17 protein-coding genes are annotated in these 13,760 nt (G+C 63.4%); 9 read left to right on the top strand and 8 right to left on the bottom strand.

Annotated features, from left to right (window positions below):
• Nucleotides 1-51 precede the first annotated feature (51 nt).
• From WH367_RS07065 to WH367_RS07055, 3 genes are all read left to right on the top strand, one after another.
• Nucleotides 52-831, top strand: coding sequence for a YoaK family protein (locus WH367_RS07065; RefSeq protein WP_339535078.1), 780 nt, complete (start codon nucleotides 52-54; stop codon nucleotides 829-831).
• A 97-nt stretch (nucleotides 832-928) separates the two neighbouring features.
• On the top strand, nucleotides 929-1,207 hold the full coding sequence (locus WH367_RS07060) for a pyocin activator PrtN family protein (RefSeq protein ID WP_339535076.1): 279 nt from the start codon (nucleotides 929-931) through the stop codon (nucleotides 1,205-1,207).
• 432 nt (nucleotides 1,208-1,639) lie between these two features.
• Nucleotides 1,640-2,230, top strand: a complete 591-nt coding sequence (locus WH367_RS07055) for an immunity 22 family protein (protein ID WP_339535074.1) — start codon at nucleotides 1,640-1,642, stop codon at nucleotides 2,228-2,230.
• A 75-nt stretch (nucleotides 2,231-2,305) separates the two neighbouring features.
• On the opposite strand, the gene WH367_RS07050 is transcribed toward WH367_RS07055, so the two are convergent.
• Complete coding sequence (locus WH367_RS07050; protein ID WP_339535073.1) at nucleotides 2,306-3,121, bottom strand: MlaE family ABC transporter permease; 816 nt, start codon at nucleotides 3,119-3,121, stop codon at nucleotides 2,306-2,308.
• 83 nt (nucleotides 3,122-3,204) lie between these two features.
• Entirely contained in the window at nucleotides 3,205-3,762 is a 558-nt protein-coding gene (locus WH367_RS07045; protein WP_445228084.1) for a peroxiredoxin, read from the bottom strand.
• Nucleotides 3,763-3,982: 220 nt separating this feature from the next.
• Here WH367_RS07045 and WH367_RS07040 point away from each other — a divergent pair, with 220 nt between their 5' ends.
• Complete coding sequence (locus tag WH367_RS07040) at nucleotides 3,983-4,969, top strand: Bug family tripartite tricarboxylate transporter substrate binding protein (protein ID WP_339518049.1); 987 nt, start codon at nucleotides 3,983-3,985, stop codon at nucleotides 4,967-4,969.
• Nucleotides 4,970-5,061: 92 nt separating this feature from the next.
• Here WH367_RS07040 and WH367_RS07035 read toward each other — a convergent pair whose 3' ends face one another.
• Together WH367_RS07035 and WH367_RS07030 are read right to left on the bottom strand one after the other, a co-directional pair.
• Nucleotides 5,062-5,811 (bottom strand): 2OG-Fe dioxygenase family protein, encoded by a 750-nt coding sequence (locus WH367_RS07035; protein WP_339535071.1) that lies wholly within the window; start codon nucleotides 5,809-5,811, stop codon nucleotides 5,062-5,064.
• A 138-nt stretch (nucleotides 5,812-5,949) separates the two neighbouring features.
• Nucleotides 5,950-6,387, bottom strand: coding sequence for a universal stress protein (locus WH367_RS07030; RefSeq protein ID WP_021028467.1), 438 nt, complete (start codon nucleotides 6,385-6,387; stop codon nucleotides 5,950-5,952).
• A 194-nt stretch (nucleotides 6,388-6,581) separates the two neighbouring features.
• Between WH367_RS07030 and WH367_RS07025 the strand changes: the two genes are divergently transcribed.
• A complete protein-coding gene (locus tag WH367_RS07025) occupies nucleotides 6,582-7,544 on the top strand; it encodes an aldo/keto reductase (RefSeq protein WP_339535069.1) in 963 nt (320 codons plus the stop codon).
• A 19-nt stretch (nucleotides 7,545-7,563) separates the two neighbouring features.
• Here the strand turns inward: WH367_RS07025 and WH367_RS07020 are convergent, their stop codons facing one another.
• Nucleotides 7,564-8,337 (bottom strand): SIR2 family NAD-dependent protein deacylase, encoded by a 774-nt coding sequence (locus tag WH367_RS07020; RefSeq protein WP_339535068.1) that lies wholly within the window; start codon nucleotides 8,335-8,337, stop codon nucleotides 7,564-7,566.
• Between the two features lie 184 nt (nucleotides 8,338-8,521).
• On the opposite strand from WH367_RS07020, the gene WH367_RS07015 reads away from it, so the two are divergent.
• The 3 genes from WH367_RS07015 (at nucleotide 8,522) to WH367_RS07005 (ending at nucleotide 9,929) form a co-directional block, all read left to right on the top strand.
• A complete protein-coding gene (locus WH367_RS07015) occupies nucleotides 8,522-8,980 on the top strand; it encodes a VOC family protein (protein ID WP_339535067.1) in 459 nt (152 codons plus the stop codon).
• Between the two features lie 51 nt (nucleotides 8,981-9,031).
• A complete protein-coding gene (locus WH367_RS07010) occupies nucleotides 9,032-9,499 on the top strand; it encodes an SRPBCC family protein (RefSeq protein ID WP_339518042.1) in 468 nt (155 codons plus the stop codon).
• Between the two features lie 67 nt (nucleotides 9,500-9,566).
• Nucleotides 9,567-9,929, top strand: coding sequence for a DUF1428 domain-containing protein (locus WH367_RS07005; protein WP_027011267.1), 363 nt, complete (start codon nucleotides 9,567-9,569; stop codon nucleotides 9,927-9,929).
• Nucleotides 9,930-9,976: 47 nt separating this feature from the next.
• Here the strand turns inward: WH367_RS07005 and WH367_RS07000 are convergent, their stop codons facing one another.
• The 3 genes from WH367_RS07000 to WH367_RS06990 are packed head-to-tail and all read right to left on the bottom strand — an operon-like array spanning nucleotide 9,977 to nucleotide 12,877.
• Complete coding sequence (locus WH367_RS07000; RefSeq protein ID WP_339535065.1) at nucleotides 9,977-11,440, bottom strand: sensor histidine kinase; 1,464 nt, start codon at nucleotides 11,438-11,440, stop codon at nucleotides 9,977-9,979.
• 24 nt (nucleotides 11,441-11,464) lie between these two features.
• Nucleotides 11,465-12,130 carry a response regulator transcription factor gene (locus WH367_RS06995; RefSeq protein ID WP_312987589.1) on the bottom strand — a complete coding sequence of 222 codons (666 nt, stop codon included), beginning with the start codon at nucleotides 12,128-12,130 and terminating at the stop codon, nucleotides 11,465-11,467.
• Between the two features lie 6 nt (nucleotides 12,131-12,136).
• The gene (locus WH367_RS06990) at nucleotides 12,137-12,877 is read right to left on the bottom strand and encodes a PepSY domain-containing protein (protein WP_339535064.1); all 741 of its coding nucleotides are present in this window, start codon (nucleotides 12,875-12,877) and stop codon (nucleotides 12,137-12,139) included.
• Nucleotides 12,878-13,018: 141 nt separating this feature from the next.
• On the opposite strand from WH367_RS06990, the gene WH367_RS06985 reads away from it, so the two are divergent.
• Nucleotides 13,019-13,669 carry a PepSY domain-containing protein gene (locus tag WH367_RS06985; protein ID WP_339535063.1) on the top strand — a complete coding sequence of 217 codons (651 nt, stop codon included), beginning with the start codon at nucleotides 13,019-13,021 and terminating at the stop codon, nucleotides 13,667-13,669.
• Nucleotides 13,670-13,760: the final 91 nt, after the last annotated feature.

The raw sequence follows: 13,760 nt of genomic DNA, 5'->3' as shown, positions 1-13,760 counted from the left end.
TCCAAGTCGGTCACTGGCATCTATTGCATCTTGGTTCGTGGAGTATTTTTGATGAGAAGAATTCGACACCTGACAAACCGACATCGAGCAAATTCCACCAACTTGGCTCTTGGATGGCTACTGGCTTTCAACGCTGGTGCAGTTAATGCGGGTGGCTTTCTAGTCCTGCACATGTACACCTCGCACATGACAGGATTCGCGTCACAGATAGCTGATGGCCTGGTCCTGGAAAACATGAAGATGCTTCTGAATGCGCTGGGCGCCATCTTGTCCTTCATGACCGGCGCAGCCGTCTGTGCTGTTTTGGTGAACTGGGGTCGAGAAAAGCATCTCTACAGCGTTTACGCGCTGCCACTAATGCTGGAGGCATTGATGCTGTTGCCCTTTGGTCTGATGGGCGCTGTCACCCTCTCCTGGAACACACCATTCGCTGTTCCCATCACGGTTCTGCTGCTCTCATTCATGATGGGACTACAAAACGCTGTGGGCTCAAAGACCTCTGGTGGAAGCATTCGCACAACGCATATGACTGGGAACTTCACGGACCTGGGAATGGAATTAGGCAAGCTATTCTTTTGGAAGCGTAGTGGCACTGCTTTTAGGGTTCCAACAGGCCGTGTGCAGCATAACTGGGTGCGCATGCGTGCCTCCGCTGGTCTGATTGGCATGTTCGTGCTGGGAAGCATTACGGGTGCAGTTGGCTTCAGCTACATCGGTTTTTTCTGTGTGGTGCCGCTAGCCGCGCTACTGCTCGCGGTGTCAGTTCCGCCATTTATTCATGATGCCAAGCACTCCAACGAGATGCGCGCATTTTTCCAAAAAAGGCGGTGATCACTGAATCACCGCCGTCTTAAACAGCATACCCGCCTAGTGCGGGTTTTTTGTTGCCCTAATCCGCCTTCCGGCGGCTTTCAACGAAGGAATTTATATGAATACGGCATTTCTGCTCATGGCTCAGTACAACGCCATGGCGGTGATTCCGCTTGATCAAGTAGTCAAGGACTACTTCCCGCACCTGGGAACGCAAAAGTTCCTTCGCAAGATCGCATCGGGCGAAATCAAGCTCCCTTTAACCCGTATCGAGCCCAATTCACAGAAGGGGGCAAAGGGCGTCCACCTCACCGATCTGGCCACCTACATCGATGCTCAACGAGCAGCCGGTGTAAAGGAATCGAAGCAGCTAAATGGCGAACGGGTGCAACAATAAAGCAACATGCAAAAATTGAATCCCCATAAGTCTTTGTGCTTATGGGGATTTTTTTCGTTCGTCTGTCCGATCCATCATCGGCGCGACGGACATGCGCCAAGGGCTGTGGGGTAGAGATTCGGTCATGGTGGTAGCGCGGCCAAAGGCTGGCCCGAAAATGGGTGGCCTGCGCAGGTGGTGGCAGCATGGGCAGGCAATCGGCTATTTTAAATCTTCCGAAAGAGGCTGCTGGCCAGCACGAAAAATGGCCTGCAGATGCCGCCTCGGTGCAAGGATGGATTGCCGGATTGAAACCACCAGCAATACCCTGTTTGACCTCGGAGGGTAAAAATCCAGGAGCGGCAAAAATCAGATAAAAATGATGCGGCCGTGCGCTCTCTTTGCATCGCTGTCCCCACGGGCACAGGCACTCAGTCAGGCGCCCTCCTTTTTGTGACCACCACTGCCATGAAGAAGAAAACCCATTCCGAAGCCTTTCGCCGCCAGTTGGTTCATGAAGCGCTCAACCGCACCCCATCCGGCGGATTCTCGGTACTGGAAAAACGCCATGGCCTGCGTTCGGGCACCCTGTTCGACTGGGTGGCAGAGTTTGGCACCGACCTGGCACCCACGGCCTTTACTGCGCAGCATGTCTGGATGGGCAACTCCGCCACCAATGCCCAAGCATTCAACCGCTATTTTGACTATGACCCCGGCTACTGGAGCATCGACGATGAGCGCCTGGCGCATAGCAGCGAGGATCTGACCGGTTGCCGCTTCTGCCAGGATATGGGCAGCCGCTATTTGTACGACGAGGACCTGCTGCTCGTCATCCACAAGCGCGCACCCATGCCCGTGGCAGGTCTCGTGGGCTTGGGCGCATTCCGCTCAGACACGGCAGTCGCTGCCGTCATGGAGGCCTGCTCTCGCCACCACCTCGCGTCGGCCAACGCCATGTTTGTCTATTCAGACCCGTCTTGGCAGGTGGCAGACCTGGACAAGCGCTACAACGGTTTGCACTATATGGGGCTGTTTGCCCGCTAAGCGAAGTACCAGCGCAGTGCCGCAGGTAGGCAAGGCGCCCTCTGCTTTGCCCCCGTGGTTTAGGCCAAGGACACGCTAGTAGTAGTTCCCCAGCAGTGACGCAACCTCAATCAGCACCAGCACCGCAAACATGCGGGCCAGGCCGCCCAGGTCGGAGGCAGGGCCCAGCATCTCATCGCGGCGCATGCCGTAGGGCCGGTTCATCGCCGATGCGGTGGGGATCAATGCCACGGCCAACCCAAACAGCAGGGTCTTGAGCCCAAAGAGCCAGGTCACCATGTGGGTGAACACGCTGGCAAACATGCGCGTGTAGAGCTCAAACCCGACCCAGCTCAGGCCATAGACGCTCAGGTAGACCATGACCAGCGACACCACGCAGGACAGCGCGGCCAAGGTGACGGAGGCATACATGCTGGCCACGACCAGCGGCAGCATCTCCGTGCGCACAGGGTCATAGCCATGTTGGCGCAGGCGCTCAAAATGCCCGTCCTCGCGCATCTTGGCAAGCGACGCGCCAGCGGGGATGGAGCAGCGCATGGCCACGAACAAGGCCGCCGTCAGCGGAATGAGCTCGAGCACCAGCACACGGATGACCATCTCGACAGCGACGCGCGAGAGGCCGTAGCTGGTGGCGGTGACAAAGACGATGCGCGCCACCACCAGGCATAGCAAGGCGGCCAGCGCGGTAAAGCCCAGCAGAATGGGCGCCGTGTCGACATACATGCGGCGCATCAGCCGCGCGCGGGTTTGCGGGCCGTAGCTGCTGGGCGACATCAGCATCACCAGCACGACGGCGCCCAGGTAGAAAATGCGCCACCAGGCCACCGCCCAGCGGCGCGCCGTGCGCCAGGTCCGGTGGGGCCATTGGGGTTGGAGCAGACTTGCCAGCATCAGCCGATCATAGGCGATAGACGCCAGCATGGGCAGTGTTCAGCAGAGGACCGAGCGCTGCTGCCACCCTCTGCCAGCGCGTCTCAAGACTTCTTGCGTGCCTTCCAGGCCTGCACCGCCTTCAAGGTCTGCTGCACATGCTCGAGCGGATCGCTGCCCTCGTGGGCATAGATCACCTTGCCGTCCGGTGCGATCACATAGGAGATGCGTGACGCAGTACCCGGCCTTGCGGCGGAGCCCGCATCATAGGCCTGGATGGCCTTGGCATCGGGGTCGGAGGCCACACTGAACTGGTCGCGGCAGGCTTCGCTCGAGAAGCGCTGCATCGTGGCAATGTCGTCATGCGAGATGCCGACGACCTGCGCGCCGGAGGCCGCAAAAGTGGGCGTGGCCTCGGCAAAGGCATGGGCCTCGATCGTGCAGCCCTGGCTGAAGGCCTTGGGGAAGAAGTACAGGACCACGGGGCCGCGCTTCAAGGCCTCGGCCATGTCAAAGCGCTGCACCTTGCCAGCCAATGCCGACTGCGTGCTGAACATCGGTGCCTGGGCACCAACGGCCAGCGCCGCCTGGCTGGGCAGGCTCACCAGGGCCGCGCAGCCCATCACCACCGAGGCCAAAGCCCCCACGAGTTTTGCTTTCATAGTCGATCCTTCTGTTGTCATCCACCTACGCCTCCAGCCTGGGCCATCGGCGACAGATCCTGTTTTGTGCCTGCTGCCCATCGCTCCACACGACAGCCCCTAGAATATGCCACCTGGCGTGATGGCATGCATCATCACCCCTTTGACCGTTTATGCAACTACCTCCTTGGCCGACTCTGCAAAAGCCATGCGAAGGTGTCACTCTCAAGGAGACAACAAAATGATGAAACAGATTCTGCAGTGCGCCGCAGTGGCGCTCACGGTGGGGGCCGCTTCGGCTGCCATGGCCCAGGGTGCGGGGGCAGACTACCCCGGCAGCAAGCCCGTCCGCATGGTCGTGCCCTTCCCGCCAGGCGGCGGCACCGACATCATCTCGCGCATCATTGCACAAAAGCTCAGCGAGCAAAACCACTGGACGGTGGTCGCTGACAACCGTGCCGGCGCGGGTGGCACCATCGGTATCAGCGAAGTGGCCAAGGCCCAGCCAACGGGCTATGACATCGTCATGGGCCAGAAGGACAACGTGGTGCTGGGCTACTACCTGTACAAGGGCCTGCCCTGGAACCCCGCCAAGGACCTGACCCCGATCGCCCATGTGGCCTACTCGCCGGTCATCATTGCCACCTCGGAAAACAGCAAGTTCAAGACCTTGAACGATGTGATCGCCGCCGCCAAGGCCGATCCCGGCAAGATCACCTATGGCTCGCCCGGCAATGGCACCAGCATCCATATCGCTGGCGTGCTGTTTGAGAAGGCGGCCGGTGTCAAGCTGACCCACGTGCCGTACAAGGGCTCCAACCCCGCGCTGCTCGACACCCTGTCCGGCAACGTCGACCTGCTGGTGTCGTCCGTGCCCTCGGCCATTGGCCAGATCAAGGCCGGCAAGCTGCGTCCACTGGCTGTTACCTCGGCCAAGCGCAGCAGCTCGCTGCCCGATGTGCCTACCGTTGCGGAACTGGGCATGAAGGGCTTTGATGTGAGCACCTGGTATGGCCTGTTTGGCCCCAAGAACCTGCCCGCGCCCATCGTCAGCAAGCTCAACACCGAGGTCAACAAACTGCTGGGCCAAAAGGAAGTGCAGGATTCCATCCTGGCCCAAGGCGCCGAGCCCCAGGCCATGTCCGTATCGGACTTTGACAAGTTCTTCCACAAGGACTTCCAGGACGCCAAGGCCATTGTTGAGGCCTCGGGCGCGACCATCCAGTAAGCCCCAGGGCTGGGATACGACAAGGGCACCTCGCAGGTGCCCTTTTTTGTGGCCAGGCCAAAGGCCCGAATGGCTAATGGCGATGCCAGCCTTCAGGCGCCGTCTCCCTGGAAAGCCTCGCGGCGCAGGGTCACCACCAGCGTATCGCGGTGGCCCGGTTCCTCACCCACTGGTTGGATCGGTGTGCTCTCATGAATCATGCGGGCATCGTCGAGCAGCATCAGCGACCAGGGCTCGGTCAAGGTAAAGCGCAGGCCTTGCGGGCCCTGGGCATCAAACACCCGGGTCTCCCCGCCCTTGATGCCTTCGCGTGCGACCAGAAACACCGCCACCAGGTCCACGCCATCGCGGTGCGCGCCTTCGGGGGTGGGCCGGCCAATGCCTTCGGCGGTGTCGATGCGGAACTGGTGGGCCTCGGTGTACCAGGGTGCCTGCCCAGTGCTGGGAAACAGCGCCTGCGCGGTATGCCCCAGCGCCCGCATGATCTGGCGCCAGGCGGGCAGCGCCTGGGTGCTGGCTGCGACGGGCTCAAACCAGCGCTGCATGCCGCCATGCAAGGCGTTGTATTCCACCGGCTGCCAGTGGGCGCGGTGCGTCACCGCCTGCACCTGGTCGTGCTGCACCACATAGCAGGAATGGCGGCGCTTGCGGTAGCGGCCGCCGTCTTTCAGGTAGGCATCGTGGGGCATGGCCTCCCAGTGGCTGCTGAGCGCCGCCAGCGCATCGGGCGGGCAGGCTGCCCACTGCGCCACGGCCGCGGGGCTGAGCACCGCATAGCCATAGGCGCGCAAGGTGCCGTCCACCTGGTCGGCATCACAATAAGGAGGAGGAAAGGACTGCATGTAAAACTCCGTCAAGCGGGCGAGCTTACGGCGGTCACAAAAGCATTGCGTGCTACACAACTTTGGGCAGCGCCGCAGCGCTGCCCGGTAGCCATCCCCTCAATGAACACGGCAGCAAGCCGGGTGCCGCCGCAGACCTTACTGGCGCACCACCAACACAGGGATCAGGCTGTCGCTCAGCACGCGCTGGGTCACGCTGCCCAGCACCAGCTTTTCCAGGCCCTTGCGGCCATGCGACCCCATGACGATCAGGTCGGCCCCCGTGGTTTTGACGGCTTCCATCACGCCGTCGTGCACGGAGTGGCCCTCACCCATGACGGTATCGACGGGGATGCCCGCCTGCTCCATCGCAGTTTTGACGGCATCCAACGCGGTGTGCGCATCGGCAGTGGCGGCAGACAGGTACTGCGCCTGGCCATAGGCAAAATCGGCGCCCACGCCGGTGAAGGGATAGGGATCGATCACATACACCGCAGTGACCTGGCTGCCAAAGGCCTTGGCAAGACCGGCGGCTTTGTTGACGGCGAGCATGGAGGTGGCAGACCCATCGACCGGCACCAGAATATGTTTGAACATAGTGTCACTCCTTTTTGTTGTTGCATGCATAACTTACTCTAAAACGCAGGGCCCGGCAAACCTGGCAGGCCCAGCAGCACTGCCACCTATGCGGCAATTGCGAGCGGTTTGCGCTGCATCAACGATAGCACTGCGCCAGCCCGCGCCGCATAATGTTTGCTCCGCCCTGCTGGGCACTGACGCGCGTATTCGCTATGACAACATCCCTGCGTTCTCTTGGCCGATCCCCCCTGCAAGTCTCGCCGCTGTGCCTGGGCGGCAATGTGTTTGGCTGGACGGCTGACGAGGCCACCAGCTTTCGCCTACTCGATGCCTGGCTGGATGCCGGCATGAACTTTGTCGATACCGCTGACGTGTACTCGCGCTGGGCGCCTGGCCACAGCGGCGGTGAATCGGAGCGCGTGATCGGCAAATGGCTGCGCAGCTCGGGCAAGCGCGCGCAGGTGGTGTTGGCCACCAAGGTCGGCAAGGACATGGGCGATGGCAAGGTCGGCCTGCGCCCGGAGTACATCCGCCAGGCGGTCGATGCCTCCTTGCAGCGCCTGCAGACCGATTACATCGATCTCTACCAATCGCATGACGACGACGCGCAGGTACCGCTGGCCGATGTGATGGGCACCTTTGGCGAGTTGATTGCCGAGGGCAAGCTGCGCGCCGTGGGCGCCAGCAATTACAGCGCAGCGCGTTTGGCCCAGGCACTGCAGACCAGCGAGCAGCATGGCCTGGCGCGCTATGAGAGCCTGCAGCCGCTTTTCAACCTCTACGACCGTGCCGTGTTCGAGCAAGAGCTGCAGCCGCTGTGCGTTGCGCAGGGCGTGGGCGTCATCAATTTCTACAGCCTGGCTGCCGGCTTTTTGACCGGTAAGTACCGCAAGGCCGAGGACGCGAGCAAAAGCCCGCGCGGCGCCAAGACCACCCAGCTGTATCTGAACGACCGGGGCTTGCGCATTCTGGCCGCGCTCGAACAGGTGAGCAGCCGCACGGGCGCCCCGATGGGCGAGGTGGCCGTGGCCTGGGTCATGCGCCAGCCGGCCATTGCCTCGCCGATTGCCAGCGCCAGCAACCTCGAGCAGCTGCAGTCGCTGATCCGTGCCAGCCAGTTGCAGCTCGATGCCGATGCGATGGCCACACTCAACGCCGCCAGCGCCGAGGCTTGAGCGAAGGCAAGCGACAAGCTTAGGCCAGCAGAGCCGGCAAAATCTGTGCCGAAGGCAGGCGCCAGCAGCGGTCGGCCACGCTGTCGAGCGCGGTCGGCTCAGGGTTGATGACCACCACATGGGCGCCGCCCCGGGCGGCGATATGGGCCAGTCCGGCCGCCGGGTAGACATGGCCGGAGGTGCCAATCACCAGCATCAGGTCACAGGCCTTGGCGGCATCTTGCGCCTGCTGCAGCTCGGCATGGGGCAAGGCCTCGCCAAACCAGACCACCGCCGGGCGCAGGTAGTTGCCGCAGCCAGGGCATTGCGGCGGCGCATCGCCTTCGGTAAAGCGGGCATCGCAACAAGGCTTGGGCGGCAGCAGCCAGCGGTTGTCCATTAGATTGCCATGCAGGCACAGCACTGGCGCACTGCCCGCACGTTGGTGCAGGCCATCGACGTTCTGCGTGACCAGGGTCATCCGGCCGGGGTGGCGCGCCTGCCATTGGGCCAGCGCCACATGGCCGGCATTGGGCATCACTTGGCGGACCAGCTCACGGCGGTACTGGTACCAGTCCCAGACCCGCTGCGGATGGGCCAGAAAACCCGCCTCGCTGGCCATCTCCTCGGGGCTGAACTGCGCCCAGTAGCCCGTCTGCGCATCGCGGAAGGTGGGCACGCCGGACTCCGCACTGGCCCCTGCCCCCGTCAGCACCAGCAGATGCCGCGCATTGTGCAAGCGCTGTCGCAGCCTGGCAATTTCTGTATCGGCAAGCGGCAGCGCTGCAGAGGTATCCAAGGGATCAAAAGACATAGAGGCGGCAGTGAAGAACAGGCGCCCAGCATACGGCAAGGCTTGGGCTCCACCGCTCCAGTCCAGCATCGCCGTGCAGGGCGAGCTCTAGCGGCTTACATTCAGAAACGGTCATCACGATTTGGAGATGGACACGATGGACGGGCCGAGCCCAGAATGGCTGACCCACGACGAGGAGACAAGAATGCAATTCATCCCCTATCTGAACTTTGATGGCGATTGCGCCGAAGCCATGGCCTTTTACGCCCAGCTGTTTGGCGGCCAGATCATGCACCAGATGCGCTTTAGCGACATGCCGCCTGGCGAAGGCATGCCGCAGCTCCCGCCCGAGGCGCAATCCCGCCTGATGCACGCCCACCTGCAAGTGGGCAGCCAGGCGATCATGGCCTCGGACACCATGCCTGCGATGCCCGGCGCCAGCGCCGAGACCTGCGGCGGCGGCTATGCCAAACCCCAGGGCATGTGGGTCTCCATCGGTGTGGATTCCGCAGCCGATGGCGAGCGCATCTTCAACGGTCTGGCGGATGGTGGCCAGGTTGCGATGCCGTTTTGTGCCACCTTCTGGTCGCCCGGCTTTGGCATGGTCACCGACCGTTTTGGCACGCCCTGGATGGTGAATGTCCAAACGCAGCCCGCGGCCTGAGGCCCTTTCCATCCCACTGCCAGACCCGCAAAACGCACCAAGCCAGCCACCATGTCCGTACAGCCCCATCTCCATGATCTGGTGCTCAGCCGCCTGATCAACGCCCCCGCCGCCACCCTCTACCGCTGCTGGACCGAGCCTGCACTGCTGGCCCAATGGTTTGTGCCCAAACCCTGGACGATTGCCAGCGCCGACATCGATGTACGCGTGGGCGGCGGCAGCCAGATCGTCATGTGCGATCCGCAAGGCAACGAATACCCCAATGCCGGCGTGTACCTGGAGGTCGTGCCCGAGCGCAGGCTGGTGTTTACCGATGCCTATACCGCTGGCTGGGTGCCAAGCGCCAAACCCTTTATGACCGCCATCATCGAGTTTGAGCCCGATGGCGGCCAGACGCGCTACACCGCCACCGTGCGGCATTGGAGCGAAGAGAGCCGCAAGCAGCACGAGGCCATGGGCTTCCACACCGGTTGGGGTACGGCCACCGACCAGCTGGTCGCCCTGGCCGCCACGCTGTAGCAAAGGCTCGATCGCTGCGATGTAGCGCCCACGCATAACGGCGCCGTTGAGCGCCCAGGAGACCACCATGCCCTATGTCGATGGATTTGTACTGCCCGTGCCACGCGCCAATCTCGATGCCTACCGCGCGATGGCCGAGGCCGCTGGCAAGGTCTGGATGGAGCACGGCGCGCTGCAGTACTGGGAGTGCGTAGGGGACGATGTGCCCGATGGCGAAGTCACCTCGTTCCCGATGGCGGTCAAGCTCCAGTCCGATGAGGTGGCCTGCTTTTCCTGGATCGTCTACACCTCGCGCGCCGAGCGCGACCGTATCAATGCTGCAGTGATGGCCGACCCGCGCCTGGCGGACCTGCAACCGGCCAATATGCCGTTTGATGCCAAGCGCATGATCTTTGGCGGATTCGCGCCGGTCGTGCAGTTGGGGACTTGACAAGGCCACCTGGACCACCTAGGGCCACCTAGAGCCGCTGCGCCGCATTAGGCCACTACGCCGGCCATATCCGCGCGCACCAGCAGCCCCTTCAGGGCCCCGCTCTTGCGCAATTGCAACTGGCCTTCGTAGCCTTGCACGATCTGCTGGGCAATCGACAGGCCCAGGCCCGTGCCGGCCACCGTTTCATCAAAACGCTGGCCCCGCGCGCCGGCTGCCTGCATTTGCGCGGCCGTCATGCCCGGGCCGTCGTCTTCCACCTGCAGCACCAGGCCTTGTGTTACATTGCGCTGCACCGTCAGCCGCACCTGCGAGGCAGCCCATTTGCCCGCGTTATCCAGCAGATTGCCCAGCAGCTCCTCCAGATCGGCGCGCTCGCCCCGCCACCACAGCGGCCTAGCCTCCTCCACCAGCTGCCAGTCCAGGTCACTCGCCTGGTGCAGCTGGCGCAGCATCGCCAGCATCTGCCGCGCGCAGGCCAGCACATCCACAGGCAGGCCGGCGCTTGGGCCGTGCACCAAGGTGGCATCGCTGAAGGTGCGGGCCTGGTAGCGGTCAATCAGCCGCGCCATCGCCGTGGTCTGCTGCAGCACCAGGTCCGCCGGCAGGGCTGCACCACTGCCGGCATGGGCCATCAGCAGCGACAAGGGTTTTTTCAGCGCATGGTTCAGGTCGGCCGCGTGCGAGCGTGAGCGTTCCACCACCTGGGTATTGCGCGCCAGCAAGGCGGCCAGCTCCTGCTGCAAGGGCTGCAGGTCAGCGCCCAGCGGCAGCTGGGCAATCTGCTCGGTGGCGGGTGCCGCGCCGGGCAGCGGCTTGCCCAGGCCGGCAATCACATCGACCAGGCGCTTGAGCGGCGCCAAGCCTACGCGCAGCTGCAGCCAGACCAGCGCGCCAATCAGCAAGAGCAGCATGGCGCCGGTGATCCAGAGAATCTGGTCAATGCGGCGCAGGCTGGCGATCAGCGGCTGAGCCGGGCCAAAGACCTGCAGGTGCATCGGCGCGGCACCCGCCGCCAGCTGCAGCGAAAAATGCTGCACCCACAGCGGCTCCTGCTGCGGGCCCAGGGCCTGCTGCAAGCGCTCGCTGCCCCACAGCCCTGCCCGCTTTACCACCAGGTCGGGCTGGTCCCACAGCGAGCGCGAACGCGCCAACACGACCGGCGCAGCAGCCGTGCGCAGTTGCGCAGGCGCCTGGCCCTGCAGCTGCCAGTACCAGCCCGAGAAAATGGCGCTGAACTCGTCGCTGCCGCCGGCTGCCTCCTGCACCCGGCCATCGGGCAGCAGCGCCAGGCGCGCGTGGATGCGCTCGGATTTTTCCTCCAGGCTGCGCGACATGCTGCCCAGCAAGCTGGCATGCACCTCGTAACGCAGCCACCAGCCGCCCAGCCCCATCACCAGCAAACTGGGCACGATGACCAAGGCGGCCATGCGCGCAGCCAGCGACCAGCGCCGCGCGGGTGAGCGCCGCGCGGGCGGGCGCTTGTGGGCAGAACTGGGTGACAAGGCCATGGTGCGGCGGGGCTTCAGCAACAGCTAGCTGGGCGCGTTCAGCCGAAAACCCTGGCCGCGCTCGGTCACCAGCAGATCGGACTGGCGCAGCTTGCGCCGTATGCGGCCGATCAGCACATCAAGCGTGTTGGAGTCCGGGTCCAGATCGCGGGCATAGACATGCTCGCTGATCTCGGTGCGTGTGAGCACGCGGTTGGGGTGGTGCATTAAATAGGCCAGAATCTTGTGCTCCTGCGCCGTCAGCTGCAAACCCTGGCCATCCTGCAAAAAGCGGCCGGCCGTTACGTCGTATTCCAGGCAGCCCGCGCGCAGCACCGTGGCCGCACTGCCGGCGCTGCGGCGCAGCATGGCGCGCAGGCGCAGCACCACCTCGTCGAGCATAAAGGGCTTGGTCAGGTAGTCATCGGCCCCCGCGCCAAAGCCGGCCACCTTGTCGCTCCAACGGTTGCGCGCCGTCAGGATCAGCACCGGCCACTGGCAACCCGCCTCGCGCCAATCGCGCAACACCGTCAGCCCGTCGCGCTGGGGCAGACCCAGGTCCAGCACGGCCGCGTCGTAGGGCTCGGTGCTGCCCGCAAACGATGCGGCATCGCCATCGGCTTCCACATCGACCGAAAACCCGGCACGCACCAGCGCCTGCTCCATTTGCGCGGCCAGCTCGGCATCGTCTTCCACCACCAGGATTCGCATCTGCGCTCAGTCCTCCAGCTTTTGTTGGATCACCTGCAAGCTGCGCGCATCGACCTTCAGCTCCAAGGTGCTGCCATTGCTCTGCAGCAACTCGATCTCGTAATAAGAGGTCTGGCTCTCGTCGTGCTCCAGTTCCACCTCCAGCACCTGGCCCGAGAACCGGGGTGCCAGTGCCTGCAGAACCTCGTCCACGCGCTTGAGCGGCGCGGGGTTGCGGGCCTTGGCCGGGGCCATTGGCAGCACCGCACCCGTGGCCGCATCCATCACCAGCTTGCGGTAGCCCTGCTGGTCCGCGCTGAGCTTGATTTCATAGACGCCCCGGCCCTGGCTGTCGCGCTCAAACTCCACATCGGTGATGCGGCTCGCGTGCTGCTGCGCCAGCTTGGCCAGGTACTGCGCCAGCTCCCGCATGCCCAGCGCCTGCGAGCGGTCCTTGGCGACGCGCTGCACGGTCTGGCCGCTGGCCGCGTCGATCAGCAGCTCTTGCTTGAGGCCCTGGTTGTCCACCAGCTTGATCTCGTAGCGCAGCTCGCCCTTGGGGCCGCGCTTGGTCTCGACATCCACCACACGGCCGGCCTGGCTGGCGGCAATGTCGCTCAGGATGGCCGACAAGGGCTTGTACTGGCCGGTGGCCACCGCCGCACGCACGGCGTCATGCTCGGCCGCCTGGCTGGCGCCGCCCAGCAGCACGCCGCCGGCCAGTGACCAGGCAGCGATGCGAGAAATGCGGGGGGGAATTTGCGCCATGGCAGGCATTATGACAAGCGCGACTAAACAGACCATGAACGAACACTTCACACTGCGTTTAGGCAAGGTTTTCAATACTTCAGTCCATGACGAATCAGCCAGCTGCTGGTTTGCATGCCACATCATTGAAGGGATTGAACCATGAAGAAGACCACCATCGCCTGGATCCTGGGTGCCGCCGGCCTCGCTGCCAGCCTGCCATTTGCTGCCCAGGCCTACAACGCCCAGGAAGTGCTCAACAGCATCAGCGCCAGCGGCCTGGTCGCCCCGCAAGACCTGGAAAAGCAATACGGCTACTGGACCGCCAAGGCCACCCAGCAAGACGGCAGCCGCGCCTATGTGCTGGTGAGCGATGCCGACGGCAGCCTGCTGGCCATTCGCAAGGCCGAGCTGGGCACCACCTACCCCGGCGCCAGCCAGGTTGCTGCCAAGCTGCAAGCCATGGGTTACGGCCAGATCAAGGAAGTGGAGTTTGACGACGGCTTCTGGGAAGCCAAGGTGCGCGGCGCCAATGGCGTTAAGCAAAAGCTGGTGCTGCACCCGGTAAGCCTGGATGTGCTGTCCCAACCCGGCCAGCCTGCCCCTACCCCGGGCGCCGTTGCGGGCAGCGCCATTTTGAGCTCCGCACAAATCCAGCAGCTGCTGACCCAGGCGGGCTACACCCACATCCATGACCTGGAGCTCGATGACGGTATCTGGGAAGCCGATGCGATCAATGCCCAGGGTTTCCGCGTCGATCTGAAGATCCACCCCGAAACCGGTGCGGTGCTGCGCGAGAAACTGGACGACTAAGTCGATTGGGCCAAAAGCAAAAGGCTGAGCCCGATGGGGTTCAGCCTTTTTTTGGGTGCAGCGCCTGGGACGCTGGCCAGTGGGAAGGGTT

The organism is Comamonas sp. MYb21 (assembly GCF_037479395.1).
GTDB lineage: Bacteria > Pseudomonadota > Gammaproteobacteria > Burkholderiales > Burkholderiaceae_C > Comamonas.
Note: the sequence above shows the minus strand (reverse complement) of the source record. Positions and strands in the feature narration are given on the sequence as shown.